Source organism: Chryseobacterium sp. KMC2 (assembly GCF_016756935.1).
Taxonomy (GTDB): Bacteria; Bacteroidota; Bacteroidia; order Flavobacteriales; family Weeksellaceae; genus Chryseobacterium; species Chryseobacterium rhizosphaerae.
This window is the reverse complement of the sequence record NZ_JAESIT010000016.1, coordinates 21,348-39,767: the sequence shown is the minus strand read 5'-3', so window position 1 is coordinate 39,767 and position 18,420 is coordinate 21,348. Positions and strand designations below refer to the sequence as shown.

General features: G+C 36.3%; 15 protein-coding genes. 3 read left to right on the top strand and 12 right to left on the bottom strand.

The window, feature by feature from the left end; genetic code table 11:
* Nucleotides 1–39: 39 nt before the first annotated feature.
* The 7 genes from JML65_RS17505 to JML65_RS17475 are packed head-to-tail and all read right to left on the bottom strand — an operon-like array spanning nucleotide 40 to nucleotide 5,674.
* Nucleotides 40–579 (bottom strand): 3-oxoacyl-ACP synthase, encoded by a 540-nt coding sequence (locus tag JML65_RS17505; RefSeq protein ID WP_202271611.1) that lies wholly within the window; start codon nucleotides 577–579, stop codon nucleotides 40–42.
* Nucleotides 580–589: 10 nt separating this feature from the next.
* Complete coding sequence (locus JML65_RS17500) at nucleotides 590–1,723, bottom strand: beta-ketoacyl synthase N-terminal-like domain-containing protein (RefSeq protein WP_202271573.1); 1,134 nt, start codon at nucleotides 1,721–1,723, stop codon at nucleotides 590–592.
* The gene (locus JML65_RS17495) at nucleotides 1,720–2,148 is read right to left on the bottom strand and encodes an acyl-CoA thioesterase (protein WP_047492471.1); all 429 of its coding nucleotides are present in this window, start codon (nucleotides 2,146–2,148) and stop codon (nucleotides 1,720–1,722) included. The genes JML65_RS17500 and JML65_RS17495 overlap by 4 nt, the downstream gene beginning before the upstream one ends.
* A gap of 54 nt (nucleotides 2,149–2,202) precedes the next feature.
* Nucleotides 2,203–3,471, bottom strand: coding sequence for an ABC transporter permease (locus JML65_RS17490; RefSeq protein WP_202271572.1), 1,269 nt, complete (start codon nucleotides 3,469–3,471; stop codon nucleotides 2,203–2,205).
* Nucleotides 3,458–4,216 carry an ABC transporter ATP-binding protein gene (locus JML65_RS17485; protein ID WP_202271571.1) on the bottom strand — a complete coding sequence of 253 codons (759 nt, stop codon included), beginning with the start codon at nucleotides 4,214–4,216 and terminating at the stop codon, nucleotides 3,458–3,460. Before JML65_RS17485 ends, JML65_RS17490 begins: the two co-directional genes overlap by 14 nt.
* Before the next feature lies 1 nt (nucleotide 4,217).
* Nucleotides 4,218–5,213 carry a BtrH N-terminal domain-containing protein gene (locus JML65_RS17480; protein ID WP_047492484.1) on the bottom strand — a complete coding sequence of 332 codons (996 nt, stop codon included), beginning with the start codon at nucleotides 5,211–5,213 and terminating at the stop codon, nucleotides 4,218–4,220.
* A gap of 56 nt (nucleotides 5,214–5,269) precedes the next feature.
* Nucleotides 5,270–5,674 (bottom strand): hypothetical protein, encoded by a 405-nt coding sequence (locus tag JML65_RS17475; RefSeq protein WP_084087115.1) that lies wholly within the window; start codon nucleotides 5,672–5,674, stop codon nucleotides 5,270–5,272.
* 379 nt (nucleotides 5,675–6,053) lie between these two features.
* On the opposite strand from JML65_RS17475, the gene JML65_RS17470 reads away from it, so the two are divergent.
* Nucleotides 6,054–8,966, top strand: coding sequence for a M16 family metallopeptidase (locus JML65_RS17470; protein WP_084087117.1), 2,913 nt, complete (start codon nucleotides 6,054–6,056; stop codon nucleotides 8,964–8,966).
* Nucleotides 8,967–9,386: 420 nt separating this feature from the next.
* On the opposite strand, the gene JML65_RS17465 is transcribed toward JML65_RS17470, so the two are convergent.
* The 5 genes from JML65_RS17465 to JML65_RS17445 are packed head-to-tail and all read right to left on the bottom strand — an operon-like array spanning nucleotide 9,387 to nucleotide 16,018.
* Nucleotides 9,387–9,830, bottom strand: a complete 444-nt coding sequence (locus tag JML65_RS17465; protein WP_047492491.1) for an ABC transporter permease — start codon at nucleotides 9,828–9,830, stop codon at nucleotides 9,387–9,389.
* 5 nt (nucleotides 9,831–9,835) lie between these two features.
* Nucleotides 9,836–10,267 (bottom strand): hypothetical protein, encoded by a 432-nt coding sequence (locus JML65_RS17460; protein ID WP_084087119.1) that lies wholly within the window; start codon nucleotides 10,265–10,267, stop codon nucleotides 9,836–9,838.
* Nucleotides 10,267–11,406, bottom strand: coding sequence for a beta-ketoacyl-ACP synthase III (locus tag JML65_RS17455; RefSeq protein WP_047492497.1), 1,140 nt, complete (start codon nucleotides 11,404–11,406; stop codon nucleotides 10,267–10,269). The genes JML65_RS17460 and JML65_RS17455 overlap by 1 nt, the downstream gene beginning before the upstream one ends.
* A gap of 1 nt (nucleotide 11,407) precedes the next feature.
* Nucleotides 11,408–12,322 (bottom strand): dialkylrecorsinol condensing enzyme DarA, encoded by a 915-nt coding sequence (locus JML65_RS17450; protein WP_202271570.1) that lies wholly within the window; start codon nucleotides 12,320–12,322, stop codon nucleotides 11,408–11,410.
* A 42-nt stretch (nucleotides 12,323–12,364) separates the two neighbouring features.
* Nucleotides 12,365–16,018 carry an MMPL family transporter gene (locus JML65_RS17445; RefSeq protein WP_202271569.1) on the bottom strand — a complete coding sequence of 1,218 codons (3,654 nt, stop codon included), beginning with the start codon at nucleotides 16,016–16,018 and terminating at the stop codon, nucleotides 12,365–12,367.
* Nucleotides 16,019–16,213: 195 nt separating this feature from the next.
* Between JML65_RS17445 and JML65_RS17440 the strand changes: the two genes are divergently transcribed.
* Nucleotides 16,214–17,224: a hypothetical protein gene (locus tag JML65_RS17440; protein WP_202271568.1), complete on the top strand. Its 1,011-nt coding sequence runs from the start codon at nucleotides 16,214–16,216 to the stop codon at nucleotides 17,222–17,224.
* Entirely contained in the window at nucleotides 17,221–18,360 is a 1,140-nt protein-coding gene (locus tag JML65_RS17435; RefSeq protein ID WP_237390924.1) for an EpsG family protein, read from the top strand. The genes JML65_RS17440 and JML65_RS17435 overlap by 4 nt, the downstream gene beginning before the upstream one ends.
* Nucleotides 18,361–18,420 lie beyond the last annotated feature (60 nt).

The following is an 18,420-nucleotide window of genomic DNA, read 5'->3' as shown; positions in this document are numbered from 1 at the left end:
ATAATTGTTACATTGCTACACTGTTATATTGTTACTTTTTTATAAGGTTAGCAAATATACAAAAGCTTTGTAATTTTCCTGAAACAATTCAACCCAGCCACATAATACTTTATCTGCTTTTCCGGACCGGAGGAGCTGCTCCGAATAATTGTTTAAAAAATTTTCATCAAATTCAACCAAAACAAAAAAAGCATTCTCCGTCTGCATTTTGTGTTTGATGCTGATTTCACCTACACAAATATTGGGTAAGGTGTAAACAAATACTGCAGGACTTGGGAAATAGTTTTCCTTGGAATTAATACTTTCCTGATATTTGAAATCAGTGTCAAGACTGGATGATTTGTTGGCAAGAACCAGAGCGGTCCGGCTATGATCCCCGTCTTTCAATATCATTTCAGCAGCAAGGAAGGCCAGTTTACTTAGACTGTCCATTTTGTGGAACTTAGGATAGTTCAGCTCCAGATTTTTATAAGCTTCTTTGGCAAATTCCGGGAATGTATTGCTTTCACTTTCAAAAATAAGGTTTCCATCAACGATTATTTTTGAATTTTCCAAGGTACAGGCAGTTATTTTCTTCATCATATTCATTTTAACATTTTTCCAATACCACTGCGGCATTACATCCCCCAAATCCTGAAGCTGTTTTCAAAATATATTGAATGGTTGCAGTCTGATTTTCTTTGATAATATTCAAGGGTTGGGATATTCCCATTTCTTCAAAATTCTTAGACGGAAGTAATGTATGGTGGCGGGCACTCTCCATTGAAATAATGCTTTCCAGCAATCCGGAAGCTCCAAGACAATGTCCGTAATATCCTTTCATACTGTTTAGCGGAGCATTTTGAAGTTCCATCCTGTTGAATGCAATAGCTTCCATTTCATCATTGTACAGGGTAGCTGTTCCATGAGCCGAAATAAAATCAATATGTTCTGAAGAAACCTTTGCTTCTGCCATGGCATTTCTGATACTTGCATACAGACCGTCTCCGGTTCTTGAAGGTCCTGAAATATGATTGGCATCATTCACCGCGGAGTCTCCTGCCACTTTAAATCTGAATTTCTCAGTTTCAGAGGGAGAAGAGGTAATATATACCGCAGCTCCGGCTTCTCCGATATTGATTCCGTTCCGGTTTTTGTCATAAGGCTTGCAAGGTTCTGTGCCAATGGCCTGGAAAGAATTAAAACCTGAAATCACAAATTCTGTAATTTCATCTCCTGCGATCACAAAGGCATCCTTATATTGTCCTGCCTGAATCATATTTTTGGCAACAGCGATAGCCATTACTCCGGATACACAAGCGTTGGAAACAACAATAGGCTTAGCCTTAAACCCAAAAAAATCTGCAATTTTCTGTGCTAACACAGCAAGGTAAGCACCTTCGGGTAAAACAGTCTGATTTTTTAATAAACTCACATTTCCTTTTGTAGTGGAGAGGATAAGTGCCGTGTCTGCTGTGACAGGATGGCTCTCTATCAAAGGTTTCAAGCTTAGAAGGATCATCTTCTCCAGCCTTGTGAAACTTTGATTTTCAAAGTTTTTACTGAATTCTTCGTTCAGTTTTTCAGAATCAATCATAGAGGCGTAAACAGCTTCCTGATTTTCTGTAATTTTATGTAGTGCTACTCCTGATTTCCCTTCTAACAGTGAACTCCAGTTGGAATTTACATTAAATCCAAGGGGAGTAACGCAATTATAATCTGTAATAAAAATTTCCTTCATCATGATAATCCCATTTTATCTTTCCAGGTTTGAAAAAACTCAGGATTGTAAAGACATAAATTTCCTTCGCTGTCCAGGAATACCTGGATAGTTTCTCCACTGCAAACCAATTTATCTTCCTGGTTGAAAAGCTCATACCTGTAGATCAGCTTGGCTGAAACCGTATTGATAAATGTAGTGACAATTCTGAAGGTTTCACCATATTTTAAAGGAAGAAAATGCTCACAGGTACTTTTTACAATAGGTGTTACAAATCCTGCTTTCTGAATATCAAGATACGTAAGACCATGCTGACGGCCAAAAGCCTCTCTGCCATCTTCAAAATAAACAATATAATGACCGTGCCAGACAATTCCCAGTGGATCCGTCTCATTGAACCGTACTCTTACTTCTTCAGTACAGGTTAATATGTTTTCTTTAGACTGCATTTTTGTTTTCTTCCTATATTTTTTTTGTTTTTGTGGGGTAAGGAAACTCCTGGCTTAAACATTATGGAGTTTTCTTTCATAAAAAATGGATATGGATATGGTGACAAGGTAAAATACAAATAAAAATATTAATTCTTTAGCAATTCCCCCAATTCCGCTGTTCCTTAAGATAATGTCATAATAAGCATTCAGTCCCCAGTTCATAGGAGAGAACTTGGCTACGGTCTGCATGAATTCAGGCATTAAAAATACGGGAACCCATATTCCTCCGATAGCGGCCAACACAACAACCGAAGTGGCTCCAAAAGGTGCCGACTGCTCCTGGGTATCCGCTATGGTGCCCAGCAAAACGCCAAATCCAATGGCTGCAAGCCCTGAAAACAAGGTTACCGTAATAAGCTGAAACATTTTTCCGGAAACATCAAATGCCGGAAGATCCATATAAGGGAAAAGATATATTCCTACTGCTACCATCAGTAAAAACTGGATGATGCAAATGATAAGATACGTAAATGTTTTTCCTAAAATATGAACGAAATAGGGAGTAGGGCTTATTCTTGCCCGTACGCTGGTTCCCTGGCTCTTTTCTTTTACCAGATTGATAGAGAGCGGAACAACGATGAAAAAGATGGCAAAAAGAGCCCATGCAGGAACATTATGCTGAACGGAATTCGGCATCACATCCATTTTTCCTTTCTTGGGTGTAATCTCTTTAAAGCTGATCAGATTTTTATTCTCACTGAGATTCTCTGTTGTTCCCAGCTGATCCTGGAATGCTTTATAAATCTTTTTATTCTCGATTTCGAAAACCATCTTGTTGACAGAATTCATAACCGAATTTTTGAATCCGGCATTGGTAGCAGGATCAAAGTATAAGTGAATTTCTTTTGTTTTTGAATCCGTTTTTTTGACTGCTGCAGTATCCGCTTCCAATCCAAAGGAACTTACAATGGTCTGAACTTTTGAATCAATATTGGCATTGAGGTCTTTAGTCAGATTTTCAGGAATGACAATAGCCATCTGATACTCTCCGGAGAAGACTGCTTTCTGAGCAGATTTTTCGTTGAAATTGGTCAGCAGCTGAAATGTTTTGCTGTTTTCCAGCTCACCTTTTATACTCTTGGAAACCTCTGACTGATCATTGTCAATAAAAATAATAGGGATTTTTGAGCCTTCAAGATTTTTAAAGGTGGAATCCTGAATCAGGGTAATGGTAACAATTAAAAGCAATGGCATCACAAAAATGATGACTATTCCTCCGATATCTCTTTTCAGGAGAAGAATTTCCTTAATAAAACTCCTCCACAGTTTATACAACAACATCTCTTAATTCTTTTCCGGTTAATGAAATGAAAACATCCTCCAGGTTTTCGGCGTGAGCAATTTGGGAAACCAGTTCTTCCGGGGTTCCTACTGCATGAATCTTTCCTTTATCAATGATGGCAATTTTCGTACAGAATTCTTCGGCCTCTGAAAGGTGATGTGAAGTATAAATGATACAAGTCCCGTTTTTATTCAGTTCCTGAAGAAAATCAATAATCACTTTTTTGGATTGAACATCAACTCCTACCGTAGGTTCATCCAAAAATAAAACTTTCGGGTTATGAAGTGTTCCTGCGATGAGGTTACAACGGCGTTTCATTCCTCCGGAAAACTGCCCTACCTGTTTATTGGCAAATTTTGAAAGACCCATAATTTCCAGAGATTCATCAATGGTTTGGGTGAGCTGCTTATGTTTTAACCCATACAGGCTTCCGAAAAACATGAGATTTTCTCTTGCTGTCAGAGTGGGATAAAGTGCGTATTCCTGAGGAACAATACCAATGATCTGTCTGATGGTAGAGTTATCCTTCTGAGGAGATAATCCGTTGATCAGAAATTTCCCGGAAGTAGGCTTGATGAGCCCCGAGAGCATGGAGATCAAAGTGGTCTTCCCCGCTCCATTAGGTCCAAGAATTCCATAGATTTCATTTTTGCCAATATCCAAAGAGATATCATTGACAGAAAACTCATCGGAATTTTTGTATTTTTTATATAAATTTTTAACCTCAATCATATTCTCTGCCATATCAGATTGCTTTTCTCAGTTTTTTATAGAAAGCTTCTTCCAGATCTGCAATATGAAGCATCGTTTTTGAAAGCTCGTTGTAGATATTGCTTTTTGAATTTCTGTTTTTATACACTCTGGCAATGTCTACGGCAAAGTCTCTCCAAAGGTCACCAATCGCTGTAATTTCCTGCGATAGTTCTTTCAACTGGTCATTTTTGAGGATTACTGCTGCTTCCTGAAGAAAGGCTCCATAAATAAATCTGAAACCACCTCCGCCGGTTCCTATTTCTTCCTGCATTCTGATCAGTTGCCCCAGATAATGGTTGGTTACCTTCGTTCCTTTCTTTTCTGCCCATTTAGGGATACTTTTGGCTACCCATCTCATGGCTTTTACTCCAATAAGCGGTACCGGTGCCAGCATATTTTTACAGGTATCCTTAATTCCTTTTTTTATCGCTTCTTCAAGATTGATATTTTCAGGAACATAAATAGGGTAGTACATATGTCCTTTTGGGGGAAGGGCTCCCTTTGCATATCTTACTTTTTCCAGTTCGGCTTCAGAAAGCGAAGTGACATAATCCATGACAGGATCACTGATCAGGAATTTTCCGTCTTCTTTACCATATACCACAAGGTTGTGGGCATTGAAGTGGAATTTATATTCTTCAGGGAAATAAGTAAGATTGAAGACTCCTACCTGTAGCCCTGTAGGGATATTTTGTTCAAGATTTTTTTCCAGTGCTTTTTGAGCATCCTGAGGATTGGAGAATTTTTCTCTCTTGATTTTAATTCCCAATCTTTTGGCTGCTTTGCTGAAAATAGCACCGGGCATCGGACGATAGCTGAAGCCAGGCGCAAAATTCACCTTTAAAAAGGGAAGGTACACGAAAAATAATCCGGAACCTATTCCGAAGATCATAGGTTCACTTAGTTTCAGTCCTTTATTAAGCAATAGATTAGAAGCAACACCGTTTTCGCAATGCGCAGTCTGATGGTGTTCAAAGTTTAATTTCATTTGTAGCTTTTATCTTTTTCATTGGTTCAATGGAATTCTGCATAGACTGCTTCCATTTATTTCCCATCGAAGTTTTTTAATTCATCCACTGAAATTCCAAATGCGTCAGCATATTTTTTCAGTGCAGTTTCGCTTAGTGTTGTAAATATTCTGGGCTTAAAATGTCTTTTTACCCTCCATTGCCACATGCCTACATATGAGGCAAGTACTCCAAGATCCATTTTATTCAGTTCCATAAAATAAACGATGGGACTTACGGTATTATTGGCAACGTTTTGCTTGGCTTCCTCAATTCTTTCATAAATGAGTTCCATAGATTCATCCAAAGCAGCTTTCTTTGCATCCCAGCCTGTGCTGTTTGCCGTAGTATAATTGTTGTTTTCATCCGTTACATACAGAACTTCTGTCATATTCGCGGATTTCAGATTGCTTTCGTCTTGGGGCAGGTCTTGTTTTTTCATCTAAATAATATTATTTTTTAGATTCCAGATGAAAAATGGTTCACCTGTTTTGATTTTTTTAATCAGTTGGCTAAAATAGTGAAAATACATTATATGTAAATCATATTAAATTTTGAGGAGTTATTGTCTTGAAAGATAGGGTGTATGGGGAAATAGATGGGTGTTGTTTATCAGGTTGGATCGAGTCTACTTTTAGCCTTACTGCTTTATTAGATCTACATACCAGTATTTGATTTTTAATCGAAAATAATACCACCTTATCCAACCATGGAGTGCTATTATTTGCTTTGTAATGGATTTGCTGTAACAAGTGTATTATATAGTAAGACTAATGTTTTTGAGAAATTTGATTATAAAAATTAATTATTAAATACCAACTATGAAGAAATTTTTTATTTCTGTTTCGCTTTTCTGCATGTTAAGTGCGATGGCGCAGAAATTCGAAACACAAAAGCTTACGGATGCTCAAGGGTATACCTATGAAACGGTAAAGAATGATCAGGCCGGTGTAAGAGTATATACTTTGAAAAACGGACTGAAGGTGTATCTTGCAAAAAATGAAGATGCTCCGAGAATTCAAACCTATATTCCTGTAAGAACAGGATCCAATAATGATCCAAGTGATAATACGGGATTGGCCCACTACCTTGAACATATGGTTTTCAAAGGTACATCCAATCTTGGAACTCAGGATTGGGTAAAAGAAAAGGCTTTGCTACAGCAAATCTCTGATCTTTACGAGCAGCATAAAGCTGAAAAAGATCCTGCGAAAAAGAAAGAACTTTACAAAAAGATAGATGAGGTATCCCAGGAGGCTTCAAAATATGCTATTGCCAATGAATATGACAAGGCGATCTCTTCACTGGGAGCAACAGGTACCAATGCCCATACCTGGTTGGATGAAACTGTTTATAAAAACAATATCCCATCCAACGAACTGGAAAAATGGCTGAGAGTAGAAAAAGAGCGTTTTTCAGAATTGGTGTTGCGTCTGTTCCATACAGAACTTGAGGCCGTGTATGAAGAATACAACAGAGCTCAGGACAATGACGGACGTCTTGTGAACTATGCTTTAATGGAAGCCCTTTTCCCTAAACATCCGAACGGGCAGCAGACAACGATCGGAACTTCAGAACACCTGAAGAGCCCTTCAATGGTTGCAATTCATAAGTATTTTGATACCTACTATGTTCCTAATAATATGGCTGTAGTATTGGTGGGAGATATTGATTTTGATAAAACTATAAAATTAGTTGATCAATATTTTGGTGCTTTCAAATACAAAGATCTTCCGATGAAAAAAATGGTAACGGAAGAACCTATGACAAAAGTGGTTTCCAGAACTGTAAAAAGCCCGTCTACCCAAAGAATGACCATGGCATGGAGAACAGATTCTTACGGAAGCCAGGAAGCCAGACTTGCAGACGTTGTTGCAGAAATCTTAAGCAACAATGGTGATGCGGGATTAATTGACCTTAATATCAATCAGAAGCAAAAGACTCTTGGAGCAGGGGCTTATGAATCACCATTCAAAATGTATGGTCTGTTTGCACTGAGTGTTACTCCTAAAGAAGGACAGAGCTTTGATGAGGCTAAAAAGTTGTTGCTTGATCAGCTTGATCTTGTGAAAAAGGGACAATTCCCCGACTGGATATTCAAAGCTATTGTAAATGATAAGAAAGTTCAGCGTATGAAAGGCTGGGAAACAGCAGACGGATTAGCTACAGAGCTTTACGGTTCTTATATTAAAGGAAGAACATGGGAGCAGGAGCTGGATGAGATCAATGAGTATGAGAAGATCACAAAAGCAGATGTGGTTAAGTTTGCCAATGAATTTTTTAAAGATAATTACGTAGTAGTTTATAAAGAAAAAGGAGTCAACGATAAGCTTGTACGGGTAGAAAACCCGGGGATTACTCCCATTAAACTGAACAGAGAAGTTCAGTCTCCTTTTCTTAAAGGTATTTTAAATACAAAAGTAGCCGAAATCAAGCCTGAGTTTATTGATTATAAGGCAGCGATTCAAACCTCACAAGTCAAAGATAAGACGGTAAGCTTTGTGAAAAATAAGTATAATGAAATTGCTCAGGTAAGTTATGTTTTCCCTTTCGGAACGGATAATGATAAAGAACTTTCTATCGCAGGAACTGTTTTTGGTTATCTTGGTACAGATAAATATACTCCCGAGCAGTTAAAAGAAGAATTCTATAAATTAGGAATCAGCAACAGTATAAGAACTTCCAATGATCAGATGATCGTTACTCTGACCGGTCTTGAAAGCAATATGAAGAAAGGAGTAGAGCTGATGAATCATTGGATGACGAATGTAAAAGCAGATAAAGCAATATACAGTCAGACTGTGAAAACGATCCTGGAGGCAAGAGCCGTAGGAAAGAAAGATAAAGGGAGAATCATGGCTGCTCTTTCGAATTATGCCAAGTATGGTAAGGATTCAAGAATGACGGATATTGTTTCCAAAGATCGTCTTGAGGGTATAGATGTTACAGAGCTGATGAAAAAAATTAAAACGCTGAATCAGTATCCTTATCAGATATTCCTTTACGGGCAGGATCAGACAGGTCTGGAGAAAGCGGTGAAGCCGTATGTTGTTAATACAAGTCTTCAGCCTGCAAAAGCTAAAGAATATACGGAACCAGCTACAACAGGAAAGGTGTATTTCACCAATTACGATATGGTTCAGATGGAGATGGCTAAAGTAGCAAAAGGAAGTACAGTAAACCTTAGCAACTTTGGAAAATCAAATGTCTTTAATGAATACTTCGGAAGAGGTCTTTCTTCAATTGTTTTCCAGGAGATCAGAGAAAGTAAATCTTTAGCCTATTCAGCCTATGTTTCTTATGGTAATGCATCAGAAAAAGGACATGCAAATTATATTACCAATTATATCGGAACACAGTCTAATAAGCTTCCTTTGGCTGTAAGTGCAATGAACGATCTGATGGCAGAATTGCCACAAATCCCGGCACAGTTTGATAATGCAAGAGGTTCTGCCCTGAAGCAGATTGCTTCTAACAGAGTAAACAGAACGAATATCTTCTTTAGCCAGCTTGCGCTGAAAAAATTAGGTATTGATTATGATATCAGAAAAGATACTTATGCAGAAATCCAGGGGCTGACACTGCCTCAGCTTACAGGATTCTACAATACAGAAGTGAAACCTGTACAGTATAATACAGCGATCATCGGTAAGAAGGAGAACCTGAATATGGAATCGATCAACAAAATGGGTGAATTCCAGGAAGTGTCTCTTGAGGAGATCTTTGGGTACTAATCTTTTTGGATTGATATAATAAAAAAGTGAGGCAGGAATGTCTCACTTTTTTATTGTTCATATGAGCTTGTTTGTGATGATGCAGGTTTCACGGATTTATATAATGTTTCACGTGAAATACATCAGTGTGATATTTTTTTTATCAAAGCGTGGATTGGTTTTTTTACGATGTAATTATTTGAATAATATTGTTTTATGGTTTTGTTCTGGAGAAGGTATTATCTTTTTAATTCCGTATTTTTCAGATTTTATTAGCAATTTTATTACGTTGTAAACAAAATATATCACCAGTTGAGCGGTTGAAATCGGAATCGGAACGGAGACCTGGCAGGCTATGAAAGGGAATAAGTATTTTACTACTGTAAAAAACAAAAGCTGTACGTTGCGGTACAGCTTTTTGTTTTTATTTTGAATTGATTATTACGATTTGACCTCCTGAATAAAAAGGCTGATATCAGCTCTGATTAATAATTCATCATGATTGAAAGTTTCACAGAAGATATGGCAAATGTTTTCAAACTGAGAAACAAGCGAGGCTCTTGAAATAATTTTATCCCCTACTTTTGGAAGGGCAAAAACCTCAATTTTTTTGATATTGGTAATAAAGCCGATCACTTTTGTATCTGCTTCAGGGTTTTCGAAAAAACTCTGTCCAAGGATGGAAGAACAGGTTTGCGCCAGATTTTCAATAAGCCCGGCTTCAACGAATTCATTGTTATGAACAAAGATATTCTCTTCTTTTATTTCAAAGGAAGTCACAACTTTTTCTTTGGTTAATTCCAAGATATGATCAGCCATCAACATCGGTTCACGATGAGGCAGAAAGTTGTGTATATTGATCATTTGGTCTTCCCTGATTTCCATTAGACTTATTTTACAGCAGTTTTCATTTGAGATTTTGCTATCACATCACCATTTAATCTGGTAACGATATCTACAAGTGTTACTCCCATTACTTCATTAAGAATGGTAACTTCTGAGATAAGACGATCTCCGGTTTTAGGCAGTACCTCCGCTTCAAAGGATTTTATAGCTCCAATATATCCTGTAGGAGCTTCTTTCCCTAGCAGGAAATATTTATAACCTGTGTGTAATGCAACACTTTGTGCCTGATGTTCTATCATACCTGAAGCCTGAAAAACTCCGTTCTGAACAAAGATGTTGTCTTCTTTTATTTCAAATCCGGAAATCAGATGGTTTTCAGAGTATTCTGTAAGCTCATGTACCATTACAAAAGGGAATCTTTGTGGAATAAGGCTTTCTACAAAATCTTTGTCGGATGTTGGCAGTCTGTTCTCCATTAGCAAACAGTTAATAAGGCACAAGAATAGGCAAATCTTCCACTTTCAGGAACGCAAAGAAGTACTTTCTCTCCTTTTTTCAGTTTGCCGGAATTCATGATTTCTTCCAAGGCAATGAAAATAGAACCGGCTCCAATATTTCCGACATCGGAAAGGTTGTAGAACCATTTTTCCCAAGGGAAATCCATTCCTTTTTTCGCAAACTCATCTTTTAAGCCTTCTTTAAAATAACCTGAAGAAATATGGGCCAAAACATGGTCTATTTTTTCAGGATCTAAATTATGTTTGTCAAAAGAAGATCTTAAACTTTCTGCTCCTTTTACCAGAATATATTTATCCAGGATTTTAGTATCTTGTTTCAATGCAAAGATAGATTGCTTTAACCACTCGTCAGATGAATAATCTGCCCATGATTTTAAACTTCCGTCTTCCTGTTTTTCGCATCCTGCATACATACATGCTTCAATTTCATGAGCGTAGGAGTAGAAGTCAATGAAATCTATTTTTAAAGAGATCTGATTTTCTCTGGGTTTATTTTCTAACAGGAAAGAACCTGCCCCATCAGAAAGCATCCATCTTAGGAACTCTCTTTTGAATGCGATGATAGGTCTTTCTTCCAATAATTTTAAATTTTCAGCTTCATGGTTGAATTTATCAGCAGTCATCCATGCAGACATTCTCTCAGAACCCGCACATACAGCACTTTGGTGTACACCGGCTTTTACAGAAAGAAATCCGTAGTTAAGGGCATTCATCCCGGAATTACAAAGACCTGTAGCGGTATTAATCTCAATAGATTTTCCGATATTCAGCTCGCCATGAACCATAGAAGCGTGTGAAGGCTGCATTTGGTCCGGAGAAGTAGTTCCCACAGATAATAATTTCATATCTTCCTTTTTGAAATTTTCATCAAAAAGCCCTTCGATTGCCTTTGCTGTAATCTGCGCATTGGAGTGCGTAGGATTCCCTTCTTTATCTAAAGCGTAATATCTTGTTGTGATTTTGTTATTTCTTAAAATAAGTGTTCTTGCTTTAGAAGGCGCATCATTGATCAGACCGAGATAGGTCTCCATTTCATCATTCGATACCGGCTCATTGGGTAAGTATGTTGATGCTTTTGTTATAAATACGTCGTACATTCTATTTTAAATTAATTCCTTGTAAATATCTTTTTTGCTTTTGTCTTTTAAACCAAAATATAGGGGTTGTAAGCAGGTGTAAGACCAAAACGATTGGTGAGATAATCCATATCGCTGCCATCAAATATACCTTAAAGAATTTTATCAGCAATGGGCGTTTCTCTTTTTTCTTTATAATCAGATTAGACCATACGGTGAAAATTTTATTTCCTACCTTTTCTACCCGTACCAGAAACGGACGGATTTCAATGGCTCCGTTTTTTACCAGATCCGGTTGTAAATTCACCAGATCATTATCTTTAAAGTGATTTTTGATGATCTCTCCATACTTTACAGACCCTGTAATCTCTTCTTCAGAAATGCCGGCTGCGGGAAGAATTCCCGACTTTTCTTTCTGGCCTGTTGTCAGCCATCGTAAGATAGTCAATACACTGGTATAATTATCATGTCTGTCTACCAGAGCTATATTTCCAACGAGTTTTGCTTTTAAGTCTTTTAAATAGACCTTAAGTTTCTCCTGGGAAAGCATCCACATATTTCTTGTTCCGGAAATGGTCACCACAGGGGTATCCCTAAGAACCTTCTCTGCATACCCACTTTTAAGGAATGAAATAATAGGAATAGAAGGCGTTAAATACCATACCTGATATCCGAATAAGATGAGGTCGTACTTTGTATTCAGGACTTCTTCCGATGGAGGGAGTATTTCTTTAGGGATCTGAAGATAAGACTCCGGAAAGGTATTGAAAAAAACATCACCTGGCCAGGGGAAAGGAAAATCTTCCTTCAGCTTAATATTATAATAGGTAATATGATATTCTTCCTTCTGAGCTTCAAAAGGCCTGGCAATATTTCTCACAATATCTTCCAGTTGGCCGGTTTGTGAATAATATATTACAAGTATGTTTTTTTTCATTACTATTTTTTAACGTTTACAAAAATATGTTTTTCATATTTATTATTCAGCTTTAAATACTTTTAATGAGTCAGAGCTGAATTTTAATGTATAATTTTCGTTTTTAAATGAGGTATTATTTATATTAACAAAAATGATAATCTCCGGAAGGACCTGGATGTTATTCAGTGAAAATCCTTCATCAGAAATAAGCAGTACATCTATATTTTTATTGACTTCCGCAAGATCTTGTATATAGTGAAGCTTCCTGTTTTTCACCAGATAAGATTGGGCGGCAACTTCTCTTTTTTCCTTGTTTTTAATGAATGAGAAGACTTTTCTGCTTGCCTGATAAAGTACCAGTAAAGCATCTTTTTGCCCAAAATCATTTGCTATATGCAGAATGTTGGCATCTTTAGAAATGTGGTTGTTGAGTTCAAAATAAACAGATTTATAGGTATTGAAATCTTTTTTTACCTCTTGTACTAGATCGGTGTCTTTATATAAGTAGCTTAGGAGTAATTTCTTTTTAAAATAATTCTCATCTTCAAGCTCTTCTCTAAGCTTGGCAAATTCATTCCTGAAGTAGGCATTGATCTTTTTTGTTCTTTCAGAATAGTTTGTCCCGAAGCTTGTATCGTCTTTACTGATTCTGTTTCCTACCTTTACAGTAATGCTTCCGTCATAAATAATGAAATCTCCTTTCGGTAGTACCTCAGAATTTCCGTGAATATAAAGGGGTAGGATATCTAAGCCAAACTGCTCGGCAAGATAGAAGGCTCCTTTGTGGAATCTTTTGACATCATGGGTATAAGAACGTTCTGCTTCAGGAAAAACGACAAGGGAATACCCCTGATTAACCTTTTCTTTCAGTTTTTCCATTCCATTTTCAATACCCTGGGAAACGGGATAGAAGCCTAATGCTTTTACCAGCTTTCCAAATACAGGAGATTCATATACCCAATCATTGACCAGGTAAATAATTTTGTGAGTAGCCATAGCAATAGCCAGGGTATCTAAAAAAGAAGTGTGATTGGCAATGATCACTGCCGGTTTGCTGAAATCTTCAGAGGTATTTCTGATGACTTTTTTCCTGACAAAAGGATTTGAATAAAGTACTGATGTTAAAAACCGGGCTAAGATCAGTTTTATAATATCCAAGGTTTTCCCCTTAGCATTTTTTACGAAAAAACTTCCGAAAGCTGAAAATAACAGTCCTCCCAACCCATAATATAAAAATGATAAAAATGAATTAAGGAATAATCTGAATGTAATTGGAGAAAGTCCCTTTTTGGTTCTGTTGGTAATTAAGAGCCTAAACCAGAACGGATATAATGTGGAGGTAATGATAATCACAGAGAACATCCCGATTAAAGCAACCAATGCTAAAGAATGTAATGCCGGATGTTTGGCAAAAATCAGGGATCCAATAGAAAGTATCGTAGTGAACACAGCCAGAATAATTGATGTTCTGTAAGTTGGAAGTTCATTTTTCCCTGTAGTATGCTCTTTTTGCATAGCCTGCGTGAGGAAGATACTAAAATCATCACCTACCCCGAAGACCAGGGTGCATACCACTGTACTGAATATATTGAGTTCCAGACCTAGGAAATAAAGGATTCCAGCAGTAACAATTCCAGTTAAAACAATAGGAAACATGGTAAGAATGGTCAGTTCAAAATTTCTGAAGAAAACAATAATAGTTAAAACGATCGCTAAAAGAGAATAGTTGATTAAAGTACTGAAGTCCCTTTTTAACAGACCGAGGAAATTTTCGTTCATTTGCTGACGGTCAATGGCGAGAGCATCATGTTTCTTTTCAATATCTTTAATGAAAGCATCTCTTTTGTTTTCGTCAACCTTTACAACATTTGAGACGGTGTAAAAACCGTTTTCGTTGCTTAAGAATTCTGAAATCTGTAATGCTTTTACACTTTCATAGTCTTTCAGTGTTAAAACCGAATATTTTTTATGTAAAACCTCATTGAAATTATCAAAAGCCGAACTGTTGAATCCAAATTTGTTTCCATTGCTGATCAGTTCAGAAATGGTGTTGTTCTTTTTATCAGTATCCCAAAAACCTTCCCATTCGGCCAATTTCTTTTGTTGATCTTTTTCAGAAAGGACAATGTTACCAATTGAATTGTAGCTTAAAATTTTCCCTTCTTTCTTCTCTTTTTCAAGGAATTGATTCAACTTTGAATTTCTGGCCAATGCTTCTTCTTCGGAGTTTCCGTATGAGATTGTGTAGATCGACTTTGAAGTGATATCAGAAAGCTTTTGAAGTTTCGCTTCACTTATTTTCAGTTCTTTTGGGATATAATTCAAATCACCGATATCTTCATTGAAGCCTACATGTCTGAAGCCAAATAAACAGGCCAGAATAATTAAAGAGCAACCAATAATCAAGGGTTTGTTTTTTTCATACGGATATGAACCAATTCGGTCTATAAAATTTGTATTGTGTTTTTCCGATGTTTTTTTAGGCTTATAAAGCTGAGGTACGATGATCAATGCACTGATGGAAGATAAAATAACAGTGATGGCAGCAAAAAGCCCCAAATCTTTTAATGCTTCAGAGCGCACGAAAACCAGACATAAAAAAGAAACGGCAGTGGTTGCACTACTAAGAATAATGGGTTGTGTAATCTCCTTATATAGCTCTTCAATATTATTATTGTGTTTATAATGAGTGAGGATATGCAGGGCATAATCAATGGTAATACCAATAAGAATAGCGCCTACACTTAATGAAATGGCTGAGATTTTATCCTTGATAAAATATAATATTAATAAAGCGAGTAGCACAGAAAATACTGTGGGTAGAAAAACAATAATAGGGGTAAAAACATTTCTGAAATAATAGATCAGCAGGACCAGAAGTACCGTCATTGAAATGATGACCGTATTCTGAATATCTTTTTTGATTTGCTGGGCATTGGCCACAGCAATAACCGGAGATCCGAAATAACTGATTTCAGTTTTGCCTTTGAACTGTTTATTAATATCTTCCCTTATTGTATTGAGTTGATTCACAAAAGCTTCGTTGCCTTTGGTGTCATTGCTTTTATTCCTGGGATCAATAAACAGTAAGAGGTTCTTGCCATCTTTGGTAACGATATAGCTGTCTTCAAGTTTGAAATCTTTACTGATGTTTAAAGCATTCAGTTTTTTGATCCCCAAAAAAGTAAGTCCCAAAGGATCTTTTTTGATAAATTCTTTGGTAACAAGACTTGTAGGAGAAACCAATGATACGTAATTGTTCTCCACTTGCCGGGCAATACTGTCTTTCTGAAGTTTTTGTCCTATTTCCTTATAATCATTCTCATTCAGAAACAGAGGAAGGTTCTGATTGACAAAATCAAATGTTTCCGAAATTTCATTGTCATTTACTTTGCCCTGAACCGAACCAATGTATTTTTGTAAAGGTTCAATTTTCTGTAAAAAGGTATCTGCTGTTTCAGAAAGCTGAAAGCTGTCTTCACCGGATTTGTTTTCTATAATAACAATAATCTTATCTGAAAAGTTAAGTTGCTTAAGAACTTTTGCGGTAAGATCAGATTTTTCATTTTTAGGAATAATCTGATTGATGTCTTCTTCAAAGTTGATTTTTGAAGCGAAAAAAATACACAAAGTCGCGATTCCTAATGCACTCAATACAGCAATAGTTTTGTTTTTAGAAATCAGATAATATAAAAATATGAAAAAACGATGCATTACAATTAAAAGTCAAGTCTGCAAATTTAAATTTTTAAGTATTAGTTCAAAATAATTGAGGGATAAGTTTTGTCTGAAAATCAATAAAATATTCTAGGCAGAATGAAAAAATATTCTACTTTTGCAAAAGTTCCCCTTTAATGAAATGTATTTTAAACCACAATTATTATTAAAAAATAAGAATCTGTTTTAGATATGTTGGAAAAAAATGATGAAAAAATAAACGGATTTCTATTTGTGATAGTACTTCCGCTTCTGCTGTTTGCCATGTCTTATTATGGATTTGAATCTTCCTATACAAGGTTGAAAACATCAGAAAAAACTCCGGAATTTTTATTTTCCTCTGTATATGCTTATAGGGTGATTCCTAATTATCTCAGTGTACAGATGACGGATGTGATGTATTATCTGATCAATGGGCCTTTTTCCTTCTTTAAAGATTTTCTGTCTAAGAATGGAACACCATTTTATCATGGCCTTTTTCTGATGAACAGTTTTTTCTTTATCCTCTGTTCGGTTCTTATTAATAAAATGCTTCAGTTTAAAACGTTGTTTTCTGATGTTAATCAAAGAAGGGTCATTCATTTACTTTCAGTTTTTTTCATTGTTATCACTCAATATGCACCTACAAATTGTGATACTATTGCCTTATTTTGTTACTTATCAGGTGTTTTTCTTACGTTGAAATATCTGCATACACAGCAAAAGGGGTATTATGGAAGTTTAATCGTCCTGATCATTATTTCCACCTTTGTAAGGGAAACGGCATGTCTTAATATTGCTTTTTTTGCGGCGGTTTTCTTTAATGTGAAAGACGTTCAGGAAAAAAATTACCAATTTGTATGGATAATAATTCCATTGGTTGTTGCTTTTCTGGTTCCCTATCTTGGATTAAGAAAATTTATTACCACAGAAGAAACAACCTTTGTAGAAGGTTTTTATATAGACAGAAACTTTTCAAGTCCGTTTAATCTGGCGGGATTGGTTTTTGCAGTCATCGTTCTTTATTTTATATATAGGCTTTGTACCGTTCGAGAAAACAGGTTTGTATTTGGCAAATATCTTTTCTTTTCACTGCCTTATCTTATTATGATTACCTTAGTCGGATTGTTTTGGGAAGTGAGACTCTTTCTTCCTTTGATTCTGACCGGGATTATCATAACATTTCACCAGTTTAAAAAAACAGCAGAGATTCAGTTAGTATGAGTTTATTACATCCATATTATATTATTGCAATTATATATATGCTGTTCTTCAGTGTTCAGGAGGTATATGGTAAAAAAGTAGATAAAAAATGGTTTTGGTTTCTGGGTATCTATCTGATCATCATTGCCGGGCTTCGTGATAGTGTAGGGCCGGATTATGGTAGTTATCGGGGTATTTATATTTATTCCGATACGAAAAGCTATTACAGTATCTTTATGAAGATGCTCCATTTGAAGGGGCCGGATACCCTGGATGTAGAATGGCTCTATACATTGATTAATAAGATATTGCTTAATGTATTTAATGCCCCTTTTTATATTGTTACCCTTGTTATAGCCATTTTTGCAATAAGCTTTAAGATAGAATATACAGAAGACAATACTTTTTACCCCTTTACCTTTACCCTTTTTATGTTTATTCCGAACTTCTTCATCGGAGAAAGTGGGCAGATAAGACAAAACCTGGGTACCTTTATCGTCTATTTTGCAATACGCTATATCAAAGAAAGAAAACTATGGCATTACCTGTTCTTTATATTTTTAGGATCGGGAATTCATAGTGTATGTTATCTGTTTTTACCCATGTATTGGCTGGCCCGGGTTCCTCTGAACAAGACCGTTATGCTGATTATGATCATAGGTTCCGTCTTTCTGTCGCCCTTTGAAATCTATAGGGTCTTTGGAGACTTTTTAAATGGAATGACGGAAGAAAGTACATTGGTAGAAGGGTTTAACGGATATATGGATGAGACTGTACAAAGATTGAATGGGGGTATTGGTATTCCGGAAGCAATGATGGCAATTCTTACCTTTTTCCTCTTTGTTTTTGATACCAAGATGAAAGAGCTGTATCCTTATTACGAATACCACCGGAATTATGCCGTGGTAGGAATCTGCTTCTACTTTATTTTCAGGAACAATCCTATATTCTCGTCCCGTCTTGCGGGAGCATTTATCGGGTTTTCATACATCATAATTCCTAATGCAATGTATGTGGTCTCGGCCAGGGTTAAAAATATGATCTATGCATTTATCATTGCTTTGGTAGTATTTAATTTTGTTGTTTTTGCATCCTTTAATAATATAAAAGCAGGAAGGTTCTCCATAGATTTATATAAGAACCACATTCTTCCTTAGAAAATATTCAAAAATTTTAAAAAAAAGACAGCTCACGAAGAGTTGTCTTTTTTGCACTAT